13 protein-coding genes are annotated in these 16,762 nt (G+C 51.7%); 1 reads left to right on the plus strand and 12 read right to left on the minus strand.

Going from position 1 to position 16,762, the window contains the following annotated elements; genetic code table 11:
* Nucleotides 1–28: 28 nt before the first annotated feature.
* From ubiB to IEW52_RS08995, 12 genes are all read right to left on the minus strand, one after another.
* The gene (gene ubiB / locus IEW52_RS08940) at nucleotides 29–1,666 is read right to left on the minus strand and encodes a ubiquinone biosynthesis regulatory protein kinase UbiB (RefSeq protein ID WP_188629725.1); all 1,638 of its coding nucleotides are present in this window, start codon (nucleotides 1,664–1,666) and stop codon (nucleotides 29–31) included.
* Nucleotides 1,663–2,283: a ubiquinone biosynthesis accessory factor UbiJ gene (locus IEW52_RS08945; protein ID WP_188629726.1), complete on the minus strand. Its 621-nt coding sequence runs from the start codon at nucleotides 2,281–2,283 to the stop codon at nucleotides 1,663–1,665. Before IEW52_RS08945 ends, ubiB begins: the two co-directional genes overlap by 4 nt.
* Nucleotides 2,283–3,038, minus strand: coding sequence for a bifunctional demethylmenaquinone methyltransferase/2-methoxy-6-polyprenyl-1,4-benzoquinol methylase UbiE (gene ubiE, locus IEW52_RS08950; RefSeq protein ID WP_188629727.1), 756 nt, complete (start codon nucleotides 3,036–3,038; stop codon nucleotides 2,283–2,285). The genes IEW52_RS08945 and ubiE overlap by 1 nt, the downstream gene beginning before the upstream one ends.
* 57 nt (nucleotides 3,039–3,095) lie before the next feature.
* Nucleotides 3,096–3,482 (minus strand): fluoride efflux transporter CrcB, encoded by a 387-nt coding sequence (gene crcB / locus IEW52_RS08955; protein ID WP_188629728.1) that lies wholly within the window; start codon nucleotides 3,480–3,482, stop codon nucleotides 3,096–3,098.
* Between the two features lie 235 nt (nucleotides 3,483–3,717).
* Nucleotides 3,718–5,091: an exopolysaccharide Pel transporter PelG gene (gene pelG, locus IEW52_RS08960; protein ID WP_188629729.1), complete on the minus strand. Its 1,374-nt coding sequence runs from the start codon at nucleotides 5,089–5,091 to the stop codon at nucleotides 3,718–3,720.
* Nucleotides 5,072–6,586, minus strand: coding sequence for a GT4 family glycosyltransferase PelF (pelF, locus tag IEW52_RS08965; RefSeq protein WP_188629730.1), 1,515 nt, complete (start codon nucleotides 6,584–6,586; stop codon nucleotides 5,072–5,074). Before pelF ends, pelG begins: the two co-directional genes overlap by 20 nt.
* On the minus strand, nucleotides 6,583–7,554 hold the full coding sequence (locus IEW52_RS08970; protein WP_188629731.1) for a HEAT repeat domain-containing protein: 972 nt from the start codon (nucleotides 7,552–7,554) through the stop codon (nucleotides 6,583–6,585). Before IEW52_RS08970 ends, pelF begins: the two co-directional genes overlap by 4 nt.
* Nucleotides 7,517–8,860 carry a PelD GGDEF domain-containing protein gene (locus IEW52_RS08975; RefSeq protein ID WP_188629732.1) on the minus strand — a complete coding sequence of 448 codons (1,344 nt, stop codon included), beginning with the start codon at nucleotides 8,858–8,860 and terminating at the stop codon, nucleotides 7,517–7,519. Before IEW52_RS08975 ends, IEW52_RS08970 begins: the two co-directional genes overlap by 38 nt.
* A gap of 21 nt (nucleotides 8,861–8,881) precedes the next feature.
* A complete protein-coding gene (locus IEW52_RS08980) occupies nucleotides 8,882–9,403 on the minus strand; it encodes a hypothetical protein (RefSeq protein ID WP_188629733.1) in 522 nt (173 codons plus the stop codon).
* 12 nt (nucleotides 9,404–9,415) lie between these two features.
* The gene (locus IEW52_RS08985; protein ID WP_188629734.1) at nucleotides 9,416–12,979 is read right to left on the minus strand and encodes a tetratricopeptide repeat protein; all 3,564 of its coding nucleotides are present in this window, start codon (nucleotides 12,977–12,979) and stop codon (nucleotides 9,416–9,418) included.
* Nucleotides 12,980–13,036: 57 nt separating this feature from the next.
* On the minus strand, nucleotides 13,037–15,763 hold the full coding sequence (locus IEW52_RS08990; RefSeq protein ID WP_188629735.1) for an endo alpha-1,4 polygalactosaminidase: 2,727 nt from the start codon (nucleotides 15,761–15,763) through the stop codon (nucleotides 13,037–13,039).
* Nucleotides 15,764–16,139: 376 nt separating this feature from the next.
* Nucleotides 16,140–16,340: a tautomerase family protein gene (locus IEW52_RS08995; RefSeq protein ID WP_188629736.1), complete on the minus strand. Its 201-nt coding sequence runs from the start codon at nucleotides 16,338–16,340 to the stop codon at nucleotides 16,140–16,142.
* 22 nt (nucleotides 16,341–16,362) lie between these two features.
* On the opposite strand from IEW52_RS08995, the gene IEW52_RS15730 reads away from it, so the two are divergent.
* The coding region (locus tag IEW52_RS15730; RefSeq protein ID WP_229667866.1) for a hypothetical protein at nucleotides 16,363–16,762 on the plus strand (400 nt) is incomplete at its 3' end.

The following is a 16,762-nucleotide window of genomic DNA, read 5'->3' on the forward strand; positions in this document are numbered from 1 at the left end:
GATGACAATACCTTGATATCAGATCACATTAACGCGCTATTTTCTGCCAGCCCAGCAACCATACAACCAAAGTCAGTACCAAGCCAGACATGGCCCACTCGGTTTTATCCATTCCCAGCAGCAAGGTACTGGCCAGCAGTATGCTCGCCCCCATGGCCAATAAAAAGCGCCCCTTGCCCTGGCTTTTATTCTGCTGGGAAAATTGATTGTATATCCCTTGTACCTGCCGTTGCTGCAACTTGGCTTGACGCAGGGCGTCATAAACCAATTCAGGCAATTCAGGCAACTTTTCAGCCCAGAACGGCGCTTTTTCCTTTACTGCATTGATTACGGCTTTGTAACCAACCTGATTCTGCATCCATTCTTCCAGAAACGGCTTGGCGGTTTTCCACAAGTCGAGCTGCGGATAGAGCTGGCGACCAACCCCTTCTACGTAAAGCAGGGTTTTTTGCAGCAATACCAGCTGCGGCTGCACCGCCATATTGAAGCGTCGGGCGGTATTGAACAGATTCAGCAGTACATGACCAAAGGAAATTTCCGACAGCGGTTTTTCAAAGATAGGCTCCAGCACGGTACGAATCGCCGACTCGAACTCTTCCAGCTTGGTGTCGGCGGGTACCCAGCCCGACTCCACATGCAGCTCGGCTACCTTGCGATAATCCCGGTTGAAGAAGGCCAGAAAGTTCTCTGCCAGATAACGCTTGTCGTCTTTGTTAAGGGTGCCGACGATGCCGCAGTCAATGCCAATCCACTGGGGATCTTCGGGATGCTCGTAAGAGACGAAAATATTACCCGGATGCATGTCCGCATGAAAAAAGCTGTCACGAAATACCTGGGTAAAAAAGACTTCAACACCCCGTTCGGCCAACAGTTTCATGTTGGTGCCATTGGCTTCCAGTGCTGCTATATCAGACACAGGAATACCGTAGATACGCTCCATCACCAACACATCTTCCTGGCAATAACTGGAGTAGATTTCGGGGACATACAGGGTGCCCGAGCCTTCAAAATTACGGCGCAGCTGAATGGCGTTGGCGGCTTCACGCAACAGGTTCAACTCGTCAAACAAGGTCTTGCGATATTCTTCCACCACCTCAACCGGTCGCAGGCGACTGCTGCGTACCGGCACCAGCCGCGCCACCAGGCTGGCCATGGAATGCATCAGGCTCACATCGGCTGCAATCACCTTCTCGATATCGGGCCGGATCACCTTGATCACGATTTCCTGGCCGGTTTTCAGCCGTGCGGTGTGCACCTGGGCAATAGAAGCCGATGCCAGCGGTTTCTCATCAAAGTCATCAAACAGCTCATTGATGGGGGCCCCCAGACTGGCTTCAATCTGCTGGCGAGCCAAGACACCGTCGAACGGCGGTACTCTGTCTTGCAGCAATGCCAATTCTTCGGCGATATCCGGTGGCAGCAAATCCCGGCGGGTGGACAGCATCTGGCCAAACTTGATAAAAACCGGCCCAAGGTGCTCCAGTGCCAGGCGAATACGCTTGCCGCGTGACAGGTCAGGGTGCCGGTTTTTCAGCCAGAACAGGCTTTTTCTCGCGATGCGCGCCGGCCAGACCTGTAGCCGTGCCGGAATCAGCTCATCCAGCCCATAGTCGAACAGGGTTTTCCCAATCTGATGGAGTCGGACCAACTCCCGCAGCTTTTTCATGAATGTCTGACCTTATCTGTTAGCGTCGCCAGCCGTCTCTGCAGCTGCAACATGTCTTTGTGCAGTTCGGTGACGTCATCATTAAAATCGGCCAACTCCAGCGGCCCCACCGCCAGACGCGCTTCTTCCCGTATATAATCGCCCAGCTGATCGCGCAACCCAAAGGCACGCCGCTCTATCGCCGTTTTAGCCTCACGGCCATGACGGCACAGCAGGTGTGCGACTATGTCTCCGGTGTAAGGAGCCAGCCAGCCTTCAATATCGATATTAGGGTCTTTAAGCAAGGCAGAAAAATCCTGCCAGGGCGCAGGATCGCCCTGCAAGTCGATGCGACCATCGCGGATATACTGCATCAGCAGGCCTTTGTCTTTCAGCAAGCCCAGTGCATCAAGCGACAAACTGAGATGACTGTCTACCTCGCCTTCATATTGCTGCAAAACCGCCACTCGATCGGCAGAAAACAGCAAATAGAGGCTGGCCACCTTGGTAATGGTCAACTGCAGCACCTTGCCCTGCAAGGGTGCCACCTTCTTCAGTCGCTCGCCGTCTTGACGTATGAAACGATTGAAGGCCGTTTCAAGGGTACCATTGAGCAGGGGCAGCAGCAGTGGAGCCATCAGAATTTAAATCCACGGTGCAGTGCCACTATACCGTCGGTCAGATTGAAATATTCCACCTGCTCCAGGCCGGCCTGCTCCATCATGCCCTTGAGGGTTTCCTGGTCCGGATGCATGCGGATAGATTCAGCCAGATACTGATAACTGTCGCTGTCTTTAGCCACTATGCTGCCCACTTTCGGCAAAATATTGAATGAATAAAAGTCATAGAGCTTGTTCATTACCTCGTGCTGGGGCTTGGAGAATTCCAGTACCAGCAAACGACCGCCCGGCTTCAACACGCGTTGCATGGAGGCCAGCGCCTTGTCCTTGTCGGTGACATTACGCAGACCAAAGGCGATGGTAATCAGATCGAAGTGATTATCAGGAAATGGCAGCGCCTCGGCATTGGCCTGTACATAGGCAATGTTATTGCCAAGGCCTTTGTTTCTCAGCTTGTCTCGCCCCACCTTGAGCATGGAGTCATTGATGTCGGCCAGTACGACCTGGCCGGTTTCGCCAACGATGCGGGAGAATTTGGCCGTCAAATCACCGGTGCCACCCGCCAGATCCAGCACCTTCTGACCCTTTCGCACGCCAGAACAATCAATGGTAAAACGCTTCCACAGCCGATGGATACCAAACGACATCAGATCATTCATGATATCGTATTTGGTAGCCACCGAATGAAATACGCCAGCCACCATCTGTTCTTTTTCGTTGGCTTCTATCGTCTTGTAACCGAAGTGAGTCGTCGACTTGTGCTGTTCTGACATGCTGAAGGCACCTATAAAATCAAAGTAAGTGAGTGTACTGCAAATATGCGGCCTGGACTAACGAGAAGCCATCAGGCTGCTCGTTATCTGCATGCCAAAGTAGGTCAGCATGATACAGCAAACTACATTCAGGCACACATTCAACATGGCTTTAAGCCATTGACCCTGCTCAAGTAATAATAAGCTATCAAGGGAAAAGGAAGAGAAGGTGGTCAATGCGCCCAACATGCCGACCATCACGAAAGGCCGCCAGCTGTGGGCACTCACCACTTGCTGTTGCACCAGTATAAAGATGCAGCCCATCATCAAGGATCCCAGCAGGTTCACCGTCAAGGTACCATAAGGAAACGCACGGCCCAGCAAACGCCCCATCAGATCCGTGATGCCAAAGCGTAATGTGGCTCCCAAGGCACCACCGAGTGCGATAAATAACAGGGTTTTCATGTCGTAGCCATGCCATGAATAATACAGAAAGTAAGAGAACAGTTTACGCCTGACGGCCGTAAAAACCCACCCGCATTACTCTGGTGAGAACAGGTAAACCACAGCTCGCACACTCGAAGCAGGAAGTGAACGCAACATCACCGCACTTAAAGACCGGCGCTTGTGGTGCCGGTCCGCTGCGTTATCGCTTGTTGATCAACAATGACAGCATGCCATCATTCCGAAAGAACGCTCTCTAAGAGCGCTGCAGCATGAAGGTCTGATACTCCAAATCGTTGAACTGCCTGTTTAGCATAACCAGCCCAACAAGCGTGGTGACCAGCATGGTGATAGCGAAACCATATCCATAAAAGGTTGGCCCCAGATCAATGCTGTAATTCGCCAGTGCAAAGTTGCTACACATCATGAGAAGGCTCAGGCACAGGGCGGCGTAGCGACGGTCTAGATAGTACATCACGTTCAAAATCGACATGACCAGAACCTGAAGGCTGACACCAACCAGCACCACATGGAACAGATGAAGGTAGGTGAGATCGATAGTCAGCAAGACAAGAATATCCTCGGACCATAACAACAGCAGTGCCAGCGCCATGCCCTGGATCTTGAAAATATCGTAAATACTCCGCTGACAAGACAGCACCATTTTATCTCGGAGTTGACTGATGGTGGCCAGGGTTGCCCCTTTTCTGACCGCAGCGTAAAACTTCAGGCAAGAATGGGCGAAGCTGGTTTCCATCCCCAGCATAAACACGGCCATGCCGGGAATAATCGCCAGATAGGCAATGAAGATAGGTAGATCATAAATGTAGGAGGCTCGAAATGGGCCAATGACGGCATGAGATGTCTCCTCTCGAAACCAGAACACGAACTTATCCAGCCAAACCCCGAGATTATAGAAGACGCCACATGCCATCAGAGAATAAAAAGCTTTGCCGCGGTGCAGAAACTCGAACGCCACCAGTTGCCTGGCCGGAAAATCCCGAAGTACAAACAGCAGAAAAGAGAAGGTCAGTAACGCTTGGCAAAAACAGAAAATCAACAAGAGACCCAGTAAATCCAGCCCGGGAATAGTCAGGCTCAAGACCATCATCAAACCATAGCTCAATGCCATGGTGACCAGAATACGATAGTACTTTTTCATTCCACTGAGGAAAATAATGATCAGCCACTGGTTGCACAACAGCACCAGAGAGGTAAAAACGGTCACTTTTATCGCCGGTGTCAGACTGTCTGTACTGGACATAACGGCAGCGCCGAGCAGACCGGCAATCACACTCGTAATCAACATGGAACCAAGAAGATTGGGTAATACCTTCTCCCCTTCTTCAGCATAGAGCCGATCTGAAATGAAACGGGTGAGTAACAGCTGGAACAGACCGCTGATGATAAGCGAGCTGGCCATGAGATAAGTCACGATAACCAGGAACTGAACCATGGCATCCTTCGGAAATACCGAACCGATACCGAGCAGGCCAATGGTCAGCAACGCCAGAATGGAAATAACCCAAGGTCCAGAACTGATAATACCCGCCAGGCTATAAGCTTCCAGCACGGAAAGTAGCGTGTTTTTCTTTAGTATTTTGCGAAGTTCAAAGCCGATGCCTGCCATTCATGGCCTCCTGATACAGTGTTCTATATGCGCCGTACATATCCGTTTCGTGGTAATAACGAGTGACGCGCTGCCTGCCTATATCACCGGTTTTTTGCCATTGGGAGGTATTGGTCAAGGTCTCTACAATAGCGTTTGCTGCCTGTACCGGACTGGCAATCTGAATCATGACTCCAGCCGCCCCCATACTGGCGTCTTCACCTGGCGCGCCATGGATGATTTCGCTGCAGGCTCCCACCTCGGTGGCGATACAGGGGATGCCAGAGGCCATGGCTTCAAGCAGTACCAATGGTTGGGCTTCGCTGATTGAGGTAAGCATGACCACCCCAAGCCTGGGCATTATTTCTGCCACGTTCTGGTTTCCCAACAATTTTACATGCTCGGTCAGCCCCAGGCTCGCAATCAGCAGCTCGCACTCACGCACATAGGCGGGGTCTTCCTCCGTTGGCCCGATAATCCAACCTTGCAGTGCTGGTAATATTTCGACCGCGCCACGGATGGCCCGGATGAAGGTCTTGATATCCTTGATGGGGACGACTCGGCCAATCAGACCAACCACCAGGGGAGGAGTTACCGGTCGTTGGCCATAGGCTTTTTCAAAACGGCCGACATCAATGCCGTTCACGATCACTCGCGTTTTGTGTTCAGGCGCCCCGTCGGAGTGCTGGCGTTGGCGGTTTCCTTCAAACAACGAGATGATAGTGTCAGCCTGATGATAGGCAGTGAGACCCAGTTGCTCGAAAAAACGGATCCAGGTTTTTCGGGTCTGCTCCATTTCTTTGTGCATGCTGATATCGATCAGGCTGTGACGATCTTTTATCCAGCTCGCCTGTGACAGATCGATTTTTCGCTCCTTGGTATAAATACCATGCTCGGTGATGATGAATGGTTGTTTTGTTTTCTGCCTGCACAGGGCACCAAGAAATCCGGCATAGCCGGTAGAAAGGCTGTGAAACACCTTGGCGTCGGGCAGATGTTCCGCAATGCGCGCCAGCGTGAAAAAGGGGCGATGGATATTACGATACGTCCAGAAATAATCGACAAAAGACTGGTCAGAAAAGCTATCCCGATAGCGCTTGCTCAGCACTTCCCAAGACGAACGGCTGTAGAGAAAATCAGCTTGAGACAGCCCATTGTGACTACCTAACTGTGAAAAAATGGCGTCCAGCAGCTCGGCGGGAATCGGCTCTTTGGCCTGTTCCAGGTAAGATACCAGCTGTCCCCATCTTTCGAATATGGCACTGTCACCGGTACGCGCAGCTGGAGTCAGCTTGTCTGGCGCGTGCAACAGGTAATGCGCTTCAAAGCCAATGACATTGTCCGGCAGCTGATACACGGGAGCGCCGTAAAATTCCGGCGTGCCGCCGAGGAAAACAATATGAAACCGATACTCCGGCAATCCGCTGATAATTTGATGCAGCCAGCTAGAGACGCCACCTCGCACATAGGGGTAAGTCCCCTCCAGCAGCAGACAAATATCGACGTCCCTGGTCATAGCCAATACTCCTTGACCTGGCTTAATCGGTTACCGCTTTTATCCGCCAAGCTGAAAATATATTCACGAGCCTGGTCGTAATCTTTTACCTGATAGGCCGCCTCAGCCAGATAGGGCACCACCTGCTCCGGCTGCCCTCCCTGCTGACGGGCATCCTTTAAATAAGCCATGGCTTCCTCTGGACGCTGCTGTTCAAGCAGTACCCTGCCCAGCAGCAGACTGTAGTCCGCATGGCCGGTATGCTGAAACGACCCTCTGAGATACTGCTCTGCCTGTGCCAGATAATGTTTCCTCAGGATACCTTCCGCCATGCCGAGGTAGCACAGCTCCCAGTAATGCTGGGCGATAACGTGGGCAAGGTCCGGATGCGGCTGCTGCTCATAACGCTGTTGATAGCAGGCTATCTGTTCGTTGATTTGGTTTTCAATGCTCTCCAGCGCCGCATACGCCAACAGACGAATATCATCGGATACATCCTTTAGCGCCAGCTGGAGCAAGGGGATGGACTGTTTGCGGGGAAGGTGACTGATGGTCGATACCGCCAGGGAACGTTGCTCCGGTGAGTCGTGGTGAACCAGAATGTCCCTGAGTGCTCCCGCCCCAAGCGGGGGATGGGCCATGATATCCACAGGCCCTGACGGCAGCCTCAGCACCTCGATGGACTGCCAATGGCTGCGGTGCTGTTGCTTGGGCAGAAACCAGACCAGCAACATTACACAAGTCGTGCCTGCAATTCCGACTACCGGAAGCAGCAGATGGAACAAGAACAGAGAGCACAAAGAGCCCAGCAGAGGATTGCAGTATTTTGCCGGCAGCATCAGCCAACACCAGCCGGTAAAGCAGGCACAGGCAACAGCATGGCCTGCTCCCAGCAATAACCAGCCAGACCTGTCCAGGCTGGAATTGGCCAACAAATAAATGCAAAAGCATTCAATGACGATGGCTTGAATGAATAGCAGGACTCTCATCGAAGGCTCCATATTGGTAGGTTAGACTCCTGATGTCCTCGAGATCTTTCTTGACTGAAAAAGGCCCCTGCATACCGAAATCCGAGAGCGTGGAGCTGGCACTGAGACCAAACAGGTGCTCGACGCGTTGCATATAGTCGCGGGCATCGGTTATCGACGAGAGTGGTAGCAGCACAAACAGCGAAGGTGCTCCGGTAGAAGATTGACAGACCCAGTAAATATCCGCACCACGGCGATGGTTGACGATAGCGTCCAGACGTTTTTTCTGAAGATGGTTGCTGGCCGTACACACCACCAGCTGGCTATCAATACCAAACTGGCGTTGATTCTGCTCAGCCTGATCCAGGTATTCAAGGAAGAGCCCACCTTGTTCCGGCATCAGTAACGGCGTCACCAGCGTGTCGCTGAGCAGGTTGGCGGCGTGATTGGCAACCAGAGAGAGCAAGGCATGATCCGCGAGTGTTTGCTGAAAGAATCTGGCGCTTTCCACCACCACTACCGCGCGCAGATTTTTTTGGATATCCAGCAGGGGGATGCAGAGCTGGTAACGGGACGGATGCGCCTGGTGAGCTTCCATCCTTGCAACCGACAACAAGGTGAGCTCACTCAACATGCTCTGCAACATAGGATCATCAAGGTCCAGTTCATGATAATCACCGAGCTTGGCTTTAGGTTCGGCATCCACTTTGCCATTGATGACCAAATAGATGCCTGCGACTTCCAGACCACCAATTTCTGCCAGCAGGTTCAGGATCGGCTGACCGAGCTTATCGAGGCGATTTGAGCTGAGCGAGGTGGCCATGTTATGCAGGGAGCTGATGCTGGCACGCAGACTGACGGTCTGACCGGCACTTCTTTGCTCCAGCTTATCATGGGAAAGCTTAAGCAAATGATAGCTTTGGGTGAAACTCTCTAGCTTGCGGCTCATCTCCTTGTACTCCCGCAAACGCTTGTTGTTCAACACCTGCCAGTGATCATGAAACTCACCAGCCAGCATGGCTACCAGCAAGATTCCTACCGCTATCGAGAACGGAAAAAGAGCCAGCTCACCCTGAGTGCTCATGATGCTCGCAAGTCCGGCCAGCATCAGTAGCGCACAGGTAAAACCCTTGGCAAAGCCATAGCGTAGTGCCACTAATAAAGGGCCGAGCAAAGGCCAGAAAAATGACTGTGTCGCTTCCGTAGAGACAGGGAGTCCGGATTGTAACCAGACATAAAGGGTAATGACTGAAACCACCAAGGTCTCCAACCAGGCAATGCTCTCTCGCTTAAAACCTGACGTCATTCGACTCTGTAAAGTGCTCATAAGCCATTCCCGCCTTCTACGTTATTGGCCTTGCTCGACATTCAGGCCATTCAACAGTTCATCAATGACCTTCTGGCCGGCACTACTGACACTTTCCCGTCCCCAGCCGCTGCGGGCGCCACTTGCCCGCCACTGGGTAACGTTATCGCCAGCGGATTGTACCTCCAGGGTAATTCCCACAGCTGGTTCACCATCCAGCCCACTCTTGTAATGCCATTCTTCAACCGATCCGGTGATGACGTAGTCGACGTTCTGACTGACAAGCCAGGCCTGTGCACTTTTCCGCCGGGCATTATTATCGAGAATACTCGCCAGGTCGCTGACGTCACTGGCAGGATAAAGTGTGGCATTAATGCCTCTCGCATAAAGGTGGGTACCGAGTATTTGCTCGGCCTTTTCCGCCGCCATCGGTGTGCTGGAGTTATTGACCATCGGCATGATGGCCCAGCGACTATTGGCCGGGAAGTTAGGGCTTTCGGGCACCTGATAGTGGCTACAGGCACTCAGCGCCAGGGTTGAAACGAGCATCCATATTTTTTTCATAGGTATATTCCCTTAAAAGCGATAGGTGTAGCCTAACGACAACTTAAAAGCGTCATCACCATTACGATCCTGGCTCTGCCAGTCAACTGACAACGAGACTTCATCATTACCAAGCACATCCCATCCCAGGCCTGCCGAAACAGCCACATCAGGTTGAGCAGCACTAACGTTGTAGCCCAAAGAGGTGTCCAGCCAGTAACGAGGAGCGGGTACCGTTGGCCCGGGCTGACCCGGCGCGCCGTGCCAGACACGCTGACCAATGGCAATACGCTGATATTCTTCGGCAATAAAGTCACCACTGGTGAGCGGAACCGCTCCCTGATGCTGCTTGTTAATGCCATCCAGCGGAGCATCGCTCAGATCGATATGCTGCATGGCCAAGCTGCCATAGATCTGCCAGGCAGGATCGTTGAAAAATAACTGCTCACTGGCCCGCAGATTAAGGTCCCACCCCTGACCTATGTCGTCACCGTACCGGGTTGTTATGTCATGCCAGTCAAACTGGAAAGAGACTGACTCTCGGCGTGTAGGCCGGTAATTGAAACCGAAGCCGGCGGTATGCTTTTTGCCTGCCAGGGTGAGTAATTGACTGCTTTCCACAGGGGCATCCAGTGCCACTTGCAGTGACACATCCAAGTAGTCATTCAAGATGCGCTGATAGTCGACAGACAATCCCAGGCGTTGATCTCCGAGGCCATCAGCCAAATCAACGCCAAACAACCACCGGCTATCATGGCTGCGATAGAGAACGTCACCACGAAGTCGAGCTTCATCTTGCATCTCAATCCCCGATAGTAACGCTGGCGTATCGGCCGTTTGCAGATCGGTACCCAGATGCCAGTTACCTAGCTGATGGGACGCATGATAATCGAGACTATAACGACTAATATCCCATCCGATATTATGGCTTGCCCGAGCACTGATACCATGAACCTGATCAGGGTGCTGGCCGACATGTACCTGACGCAGTTGGCGCTCTGCCTCAGGATCATTCAGCTTGCCGAGCAGCTCCTCCCCCTGCTGCCAGGCTTTGTCATGTTGTCCGGTTAATTGCAGAGCGGTATTTGTATCTGCCGCTGGCAGGTTCATGGACTGCTCCAGCAAAGCTTCCATTGCCGGGCGGTTTTTTGCCATGATGGCCAGCGCCAGTTGTTGCCAGTCGGGCAATACATAGCCGCTAAAGGCAGCATGTTGATGCCAGGCCTGCAGACTATCAGGCTGGCCAATAGCCAGGTAATAGCCAAACAGCTCCTGAGCGTGAGTCTGATCCGGCTGGCGAATAAGCGCTTGCTCCGTCAGTTGCAAGGCCGCCTCCTGACCTACCAACATGGCCACCAACGAACGATAGGAGATATCCCCTTCATCCAGTAACAGCAATTGTTCGGCCAGCTGGCTAGCGAGATAACGTCTTAGCCGGTACGCCTTTTCTGCTTCGCCACGTCTATCCAACAAAGTGGCGTAGCTCAGTAATACCGCAACCTGCTGCTCTTCAAAAGTGTCGCTCTGCAGTAATACTCGCTGATACCAAAGATCGGCTTCCTCAAGCCGCCCCAACTGCTGGGCAGCGGTAGCAAACACCAGCCAGAGTGCGCTATTGTCTTGTTGATCATGTCGGTATTGCTCATAGATGGAAGCAATGTCCCCCTGATCATTGGAGTCTATGGCAAGCCAGAGCAAACCATTAATCGCGGCCTCATCATGAGGAGCAAGCGTGAGGAGCTGACGATAAAGCGTGGCGGCTTCGTCGGTATGGCGGTTATTGATGGCCAACTGCGCCCGATACCGCAAGGTGGCGGCGCCTTCTGCCAGTATCGGATCCTGACTGGCAAGCCCGACCAGGCGGGCAAAGGTTTCTTGATCCTTGTTATCCAGACTGGCCTGAATGGCTGCAAGCAACGCATCGGTATTGCCGTAATCCTCATACAGCCTGCTCAGCCGCGCTACCTGCTCACGGGACATTATCGGATCACTGGTTCTTATATAACGATAGATATCCAGCTCACTACTGGCCCTGGCAATCAGTTGCTCATTGGCGTGCTGGGCAATTCCCCGCTCACTGGTCTTCCAGGCGAGGAATGACACTATGTTAAGGTAGTCATCGTCGGCCTCAAACCAGTTGCTGGCCGAGGTGAGCACCTGCAGCGCCCGTTCGGGCTGCCGAGTAATAATGTAGGCATCCGCAAAGCGCCGGGCCTCGCCGGGCGTCGGCTGGCGCAATGCCAATAATTTATTCCATTGCTTCATAACGCTGGAATAATCGCCAAGGTAACCATGGAGCCGAGACTGATGAACGATGAGCGCGGGATCATCCGGACGTAATGCCGCCAGTTCTCGAACACTATGCAGTGCCGCTATCGAGCCCTGCGCTTTTTCAATGGCATCTACTCCTGCATTATATTCCAGTTCATCAAGCTGATTCCTTTCTACAAGCTGCTGATAATAAAGACTTTCAAGATATATATCCCCCAAAGCTCGGGCTTCAATTATACCCTCGCGCAATTGGGGCAAGGTCGCTCCCTGCTCCAGCAGACGCCGGCTTATCAGTGACGCAGCGTCGACATTACCTTGCCAACGATGCAGCGCATGTAATTGTGCAAGATGTGTCGGGGTGCTGTCTGTCTCTGTCACTTCGGTAAGCAAAGCGGTGGCGAGTTCAAGCTCGCCGCTGGCGATGGCCAACTCTGCCGTTGACACTTTCAAGGCCTTATCAGGCGTGATGGCCAGCAGTTTTTTTGACTGGAGCAGCGCCGTATCCGTATTACCGACTCGCATTGAATGATCTATGGTGAGACGCAGATAATCGGGGTTCTGATTCAACTCTCCCTGATAGCTTGCTATAAATGCCCGACTTTGTTCGGTTTGCCCGGTAATCTGGTACAACTCCAGAGAGTGGCCTGCTGTTTCCAGAGTAGGCTGCCGCTGAAACGCCTCCTGCTGTAAACGCAAAGCCTGCTCGTAGTCGGAGCTCTGCAGCAACAACGCCACCAATTCTTGATAACTGGTTTGTCCGCTTTCCTGATGGGGTAACAACAACTCAACCGCTTTTTGTGTCATCGACATCGAGATAGCGATATCGGCCAGTGTTCTGGCCTCCGTCGCACCGGGAGGAGACTCTATTCGCTCAAGAAAATGGCGAAGCTTGCTCTCCACCTCAGCTGTCGCTCCTTGCTGAGCCTGGTTTTGTGCCACTACAGTTTGATGATATTTATCCTGCAACAACCTAGTGTAGGTCACGAGCAGGGGCCAGTCGGGTGACGCACTGTCTTCATCAATGACTGACTCGGCCAGTTCAATCGCCTTGTCTTGCTCCCCTATTTGAGCGTAATTATTCATCAGCAGCTTGCTGACCTCATTATTTTTGAGGTCTCGGGCATGCATTTGCTGTAACAAAATCAGGGATACCTGTGGCGAAGTTGTCTGGTTGAGCAACTGGAGCAGCGCACTCTGGCTGGGCACCAGTAGCCACAGCACCCAGATAATAATCAGCGCCAACATTATCAGGGTACGGCGACTCAACAGATGGAGTCTGCTGTCGACCTGGTCGTGTTCAGAAACGCACTTGGGAAATAATGCCATTTATGCTCTCGCCATCAGGTTGGTATCCTCTGCCTTGGCAGGCCAGTACCATGGACACTAGCAACGTAGAACACCGCTAAACAGGCCGGCTTTATTGCTGCTGTAACGTACGGTATTTTCCCCCATGCTTGTCTGATGAAGTGTTGCGCTACCACTTTGCTTGCACGTTTCAGCGTGTGTCAGCTCAAACTCCAGGGGAACATGGCTGTGAATGCTCCATTGGATGACATGATCAACTCGTTGCCATTTGAGTAGCTTCCCATTGGCATTTTTGAGGCGAACACTCTGATCATCGTGGCTCGATAGCACCAGGGGGGTCCTGGCCTCGGATAGAATCAAATATTTACCGTCTTCACTGTTTTCCCAGCCGGCAATGGTACTTTTTTCCATAACCGGAGTGCCAAGCCTATGGGGTAAACGCAGGCTTTTTATGCCCGAACTGGTGACCAGCCATTCGCCATCCAAAGTGCGAGCCAATCCTGTTTCATACAAGGTTCGGGCGCGCTTGGCGTATTCACTCAAATAAAGCGGGGTCACTTTTTGTTGAACAGCCCAGGCGTAAACATCCTTCACGGCTTGCAATGATGCCGGATAAGTACCCGAATACATGTGATAGTAAATACCAATGGTTTTTAATCTTCGCGGGCTGCCCAATAACTCGAAAGTCTCAATAACACGGCGATAACCGTCAAAAGATTCTGTCCACTCCCGAGTGTAAAAATTTTCGTTCAATATCGGAGCATAGACCTGAACGGCTGAGGGGTACCATGCGATAGTAGGAAAGATCTGAGCCAGACTGTTATCCCCACGTACCACATAAGTATTGCCACCATTGACGTTAAGCAGATTAGCCTGCTCAGCGATCTCTAGAATATTTTCATCTGGGTCAGCCGCTCCGCTCCAGAGAATGAGGCTCGCTTTTTTGTGTTTAGGGGCCAGTTGCCGATTGATGTAATCGACACTACCGGTGATTTCCTTGTGGAAGTCGACTTCGTAATCAGGGATAGGAAGATTATCGCCGTATTGTTTTTCTCTAATCGCACTCGTCTCTCCCCAGAAAAAAGGGTGACTGAAGGTATGGGATGCCACTTCAATATTTGGCAGAGCAAAAATATGGCGCGCGATGGCTTCAAGCTCGGCACTTTTTTCCGGATACAGACCCTGCTTGCTGATTTCACCTTCAATAACAGAGACGGTCTGCGGGATTTGGAAGGGTTTGAATACATGTTCCAGCAGCACTTCTGCAGTATAAGGCTTGCCGGGAAACCAGGCGATGGAAGGGAATCCATCACCATCAACGTGGCTGGTCAAAATACGCCGCCCGCTTTCGGTAGTGACATCCGCCGCAGGAATAGCGGGAAGATTGAGCGTAACATCAAGCAAACGAAACGGATCGACAAGCCATACTGCTTTGTCATTGCCCAGTGTGGCTTTCGGGAACGGCGACAAGGCGGCACCGCCCCAGGGAGCTCGGAACAGCAACCCGCTCGTATCTTGAGTTTCATCGGTAACACCCAGAAGTATTTCTACTTCCGACTTTGAGCTGACCCATTTGGAGTAGCTTTCAAACTCACTGAAGGCTATTGAATTAGCCGATTTCAGCCAATCATGGCCTTGGGCAAGCTTTACCCGTCCTTGAAGATCACCCGCTTCCTGTATACCCAGCTGAGCTCTAAAAGCAGGCAGCGTCGGTAATGCACCGAGAAAAAGCATAGGGCGAACATTAAGCTGCTGTGCCAGCCAGGCTTGTAACTGCGGCTGCTGGTTATAGATATGCTCTTCCAGCCAGACCACTATTGCCGCATACCGATTAATATCCAGGCGATTAAAATCAATGGTATTAATGTCCAGACATTCAGGCACATAGCCTTGATATTCGATGGGCATGGCAATCTGTCGATGACACCAGGATCGATTATAAGAATCTTGGGTACCGTCGTAGAATCCGAGCACCCGCCTGGCGATAGGCTCAATAGTGCTGACGCCAAACTGATAGAGCAGGCCATCGCTGATATAGGGTGTATAGCCTTCGCTCAGCAAACGTCGGGCAGCCCTTTTTTGGGCTGCTCGCTCGCTCCCGGGAATATAATCAATAACGATAACTTCCAGATCGAGTGCCTTGACCTTGTTCAGTTGATTGGTCAGCCATTCGCGATCGGTAGCACTGATGTCACGATAGCTGTCACTGACGGGATCATAGCCATGATAAAGCGATTCGGCTGCCACGGCGTCGACAAGCACACTGACCTGTTCCATCACCTCAAAGCCTCGATTCAGAATCAGTTTTGGCTCAGTATTCAACTCCGCCAAGGCTTTGACAATCTGTACTAGGGCCTGTTGCTGATTGCCCTGCTCCACTTCCTGCTCGGCAAACAAATAATAGCTGTCAAGCGTGTCTAGAAAGAGCCCATTAAACCCTTGGGATAAATATTGCGACGCCTGTTTGACAAGGTGCTCCTGCCAAGCTGATGCGGACAGGTCCATTACGTGGCTTTGCCAATTGGTGTTTTGTACGGGAGAAAGTAAGCTCAGCGAAGCCGGCAGGATTTTTCCGGCAAATTCACCGACACTGAGATAGGCAAAAACCTGGGTACCTGACTTGTGTAGGGTTTCAATCTGTCGTGGAGTGATCAATGTCGGTGTCACCACGACCCGATCATAGGACATCAGTTCTCGTACTGAGTCAATACTGTCGTAATAGAATGCAATAGAGTTGACCGAGCGCTCGGCGGCAATTACCTGAACAAACAGGCTTGGTAACAGTGCCCAGATAAAAAGTCGCATTACAACACTCCCTTGTTGATGCTCTTTAACGGCCGGTCCTCTTCCTGAGGTATACCTATATGCCTATCTCTACTCTAGATTTGATTGAGCGAAGTAGATATGCAAATGGATAAAAAATTTTGGTGGGCCATGTAATGGTAGTCATAAGGAGACTCTTGCAGCCTGTCGGGGAAATGACCTTCGGATGGCATTTCCCGTGCCTTTATGGGGCTGCTTGCTGCCGTGTATCTTTGTTGGGTAATGGACCGAACATCCAGTGAATATTCGCAGCCGTTACCCAGCAAAGATGTCTAGCTCAGTGGCGTGTAGTGGGAAGTGACTCTGTTATCTCGAGTATCCAGCTTTAAAATAGATCATATTTTTCGCTAGATTGGTATTAGGCAAGCCGTGTACGCTTGGCTTGTACCGACTCACCGGCCACACCGAAGTCCTGGGTGGCAATATCTTGTAGCAAGATTCTGACTGTTTCAGGCTTAACATCCAGCGCCTTCACACAGGCATCGGTTACTTCTTTGATCAATGCTTCTTTCTGCTCGTTACTACGACCTTCAATCAACGCGATATTAAGAATAGGCATTCTGGGTTCCTTTCAGATAAAAATGAGCAGCCATTACAGTAAAAAACGTGAGCCGAGTCAAATCAGTAACAGTGCCGACCTTCGTGCAATATGGCACAACAACGCTACACCCACATACAGCACGGATGTAGTCGCGCGCTTTAGCCGCGAAAACCTGCGTAGCAGGTTCTGGTGTAGCAAGCCTATCCGTTGCGATGAATTGATTATAAATTTGGCAATGCGGTGGTATATTAAGGACCGGAGCAAAGATATTGCTGCGCAATATTGCACAGCTAAAGCAGTGCCTACCTTCGTGCAGTATTCACCACTCACGGTTAACGTAGACGAAAAAAAGCCCGACGCTTTCGCATCGGGCTTTTTAAATTGGGTGCCTGGCAGTGACCTACTTTCACATGGCAGCTGCCACACTATCATCGGCGCGG

This window comes from Oceanisphaera marina (assembly GCF_014643915.1).
GTDB classification, from domain to species: Bacteria; Pseudomonadota; Gammaproteobacteria; order Enterobacterales; family Aeromonadaceae; genus Oceanimonas; species Oceanimonas marina.